This window comes from Bradyrhizobium sp. P5_C11_2 (assembly GCF_054049755.1).
The window spans coordinates 1-2511 of record NZ_JBFULT010000811.1 but is presented as its reverse complement, the minus strand read 5'-3'; the positions used below and the strand labels follow the sequence as shown (position 1 = coordinate 2511).

Here is a 2511-nt window from a genome sequence, read left to right as displayed (position 1 = left end):
GTCATGCACTGCTCCCTGTCGATTAGGGCAGATCGATTGACGTAACCCAATCGATTGCGGGGCATCTTACGACCAAATCCGGCTTGATGTCATTGAGCCGGATCAACTCAATTGTGGCGGCGGAGTTCCGATTACGCCGTGTTCCCCGCATCGATCGTGAACACGGTGCCGGTTACGTTGCGGCCGCCCTCGCCCAGGAGATATTCCACCATGCGCGCAACGTCGTCCGTCTCCGGCAGGCGCCGCAGCGCGCTGCGGCCGGCGATGCGCTTGCGTCCTTCATCGGAGAGATTATGCGTGAGCTCGGTGTCGATGAAGCCGGGCGCGATCGCATTCACGGTGATGCCGAGCTTGCCGACCTCGCGCGCGAGCGAGCGGGTGAAGYCGGTGGCGGCGGCCTTGGTCGCGCCGTAGACCGCGAGGCCATTGTAGCCTGTGGTGGCGATGATGGAGGAGATGTTGATGATGCGGCCCGCACCGTCCGCCATCATCTGGCGCGCGACATATTTGGTGAGGATGATCGGCGACAGCACGTTGAGCTGGACCAGCGCCTCGATCTGGGAATTGTGCATGGTGGCGAGCAGGCCTTCGGTACCGAGGCCGGCATTGTTGACGAGGCCATAGATCGCGCCGAACTCCTCGCGGACGAGCTTCGCGAATGCCGGGATCGCATCGATCACGGCAAGATCGCAGGCGCGGAAATGCAGGCGGCCCTCGGACTCGGCGATCGCCGCCTTGAGCTCCTCGCTCTCGCGCCGCGCCGCCGCGATCACGTTGTAGCCGGCGCCAGCCAGGCGCCTGCCGATCGCAAGGCCGATGCCGCGGCTGCCGCCGGTGACGAGAACATTATGCATCGGTGCGCGCCAATTTGCCGGCCGGGGTGACGTCGAGCGCCTCGACGAAGCGGATCACCGCCGGCACCTTGTGGGAGGCGAGTTGCGCGCGGCACTGATGGACGATCTGCTCACGGATCTCTTTCGCCCGCGCCGGATCGGTGCCGTCGGCGAGGATCACGTCGGCAACCACGATGCCGCCGGTGATCGGGCTGCGCCGCGATTTCGCCCGCGACATCCTTACGTCGGGATGACGATTGATCACCGCCTCGATCTCCTCGGGATGAACCTTCAACCCGCCGATATTGATGATGCCGCCACGGCGGCCGACGAAATAGTAGCGGTCGCCGCGCAGCTCGACCATGTCGCCGCTGTCGACGAACCCGTCGTCGTCGGCCAGTGCGGACGCCTCGCGGCCGATATAGGCATGCGCGGTGCGGTTGGAGCGGATGCGGAGCGAGCCATCGACGACCTTCATCTCGACCCCGTTGCGATTGCCGAGATAGTTTTGCGGAAAGCCTTCCAGCCCGTCATTGACGGCGAAGCCAACGCCCGCCTCGGTCGACGCATAGGCATGGCCGATCGAGGAATCCGGGAACGCCACCTTCAGGCCGTCGAGCACCGCTTGATCCGCGATCTCGCCGGAGAGACGGACGTAACCCGGCCTGAATTGCGCGGCCGAGCCGCTCATCAACAGCTTGCGCCAATGCGAGGGCGTACCGGAAATGTGGGAGACACCACGCGCATTGAGCCGCGCGACATGATCGGCGAGCGCCTCATGCGGATCCGACAGCACCATCGAACCGCCGGAGAGCACGGCGCGGAGGAAGATTTGCAAGCCGCCATAGCGGCGAATGTCGTAGAATGTGGCCCACACCGGCGCCGGCACGCGCGCGGGACCTTCGGCCACGATGGCGCCGGTGAGTGCTTCCAGCGTATGCCCGGCGATCTTGGGCACACCGGACGTGCCCGAGGTGAGCATCAGCCATTCGGTGGCGCGCTCGGTCTGGGCGGGAGCGGTTGATACCAGCGGCAATTGTGCGGTGACGACCAGCGGAACGCCGGTCTCGGCCCAGCGATCGGGCTCATCGGTGATGACGGCATCGATCCCGGCATCCGCGATCAGCGCGTCCAGATGCGCCGGGTTGAGATCCGGCGGGCACAGCAGCATGCGGCGGGCGATGCCGTCGAGCTCGATCATGGCAAGGCCCGACCGGAGCTGGTCGGACAGTTTCAACAGCACCGACCGGCCGGACAGCTCGCGCAGGCGGCCGCCCAGAACCGTGTGCGACAGGATGTCCGTCAGCGACACGACATCGTGTGCATCGGACAGCGTGCGGCCCGTCAGCTCCGCGCCGAGATGGTCGCGAAGCGCGAAGATTTCACGCGGGGACATTTTCGTAGGCCCGCACGAAATCGCCCACGGTGGCGGGGAACGCAGCGTCCTCGGAAATGGTGAAGGGATCGACGCCGGTCTCGTCCTCCAGGCGCGCGACCAGGATCGCGAAGGCGAGCGAGTCGAAGCCCGTCTCGTGCAACGACAAATCGTCCGAGAGTTCGGGGAGCGTGACGTGCTGCTCTTTGGCGATCTGCTTGATCGCTTCAATAACCTTTAACCTTACCGACATGGCTGGCTCGCTTCTGTTATCGATCGTTCGTGTTGCGGCGGCTCTTGATG

Annotated in this window: 3 protein-coding genes; all 3 read right to left on the bottom strand. The window is 65.1% G+C overall.

All coding sequences use genetic code 11. The features are described from left to right. Window positions 1-131: 131 nt before the first annotated feature. From ACXJL8_RS38870 to ACXJL8_RS38860, 3 genes are read right to left on the bottom strand one after another with little or no spacing between them, the layout of a single operon-like run. Window positions 132-854, bottom strand: a complete 723-nt coding sequence (locus ACXJL8_RS38870) for an SDR family NAD(P)-dependent oxidoreductase (RefSeq protein WP_456686800.1) — start codon at window positions 852-854, stop codon at window positions 132-134. Then, window positions 847-2229: a class I adenylate-forming enzyme family protein gene (locus ACXJL8_RS38865; RefSeq protein ID WP_456617368.1), complete on the bottom strand. Its 1383-nt coding sequence runs from the start codon at window positions 2227-2229 to the stop codon at window positions 847-849. Before ACXJL8_RS38865 ends, ACXJL8_RS38870 begins: the two co-directional genes overlap by 8 nt. Beyond that, the gene (locus ACXJL8_RS38860) at window positions 2216-2461 is read right to left on the bottom strand and encodes an acyl carrier protein (RefSeq protein ID WP_027552082.1); all 246 of its coding nucleotides are present in this window, start codon (window positions 2459-2461) and stop codon (window positions 2216-2218) included. Before ACXJL8_RS38860 ends, ACXJL8_RS38865 begins: the two co-directional genes overlap by 14 nt. Window positions 2462-2511: the final 50 nt, after the last annotated feature.

Coding starts and splice junctions, on each gene's coding strand:
- ACXJL8_RS38865 (WP_456617368.1), bottom strand. CDS start 2,229: ATGTCCCCGCGTGAAATCTTCGCGCTTCGCGACCATCTCGGCGCGGAG.
- ACXJL8_RS38860 (WP_027552082.1), bottom strand. CDS start 2,461: ATGTCGGTAAGGTTAAAGGTTATTGAAGCGATCAAGCAGATCGCCAAA.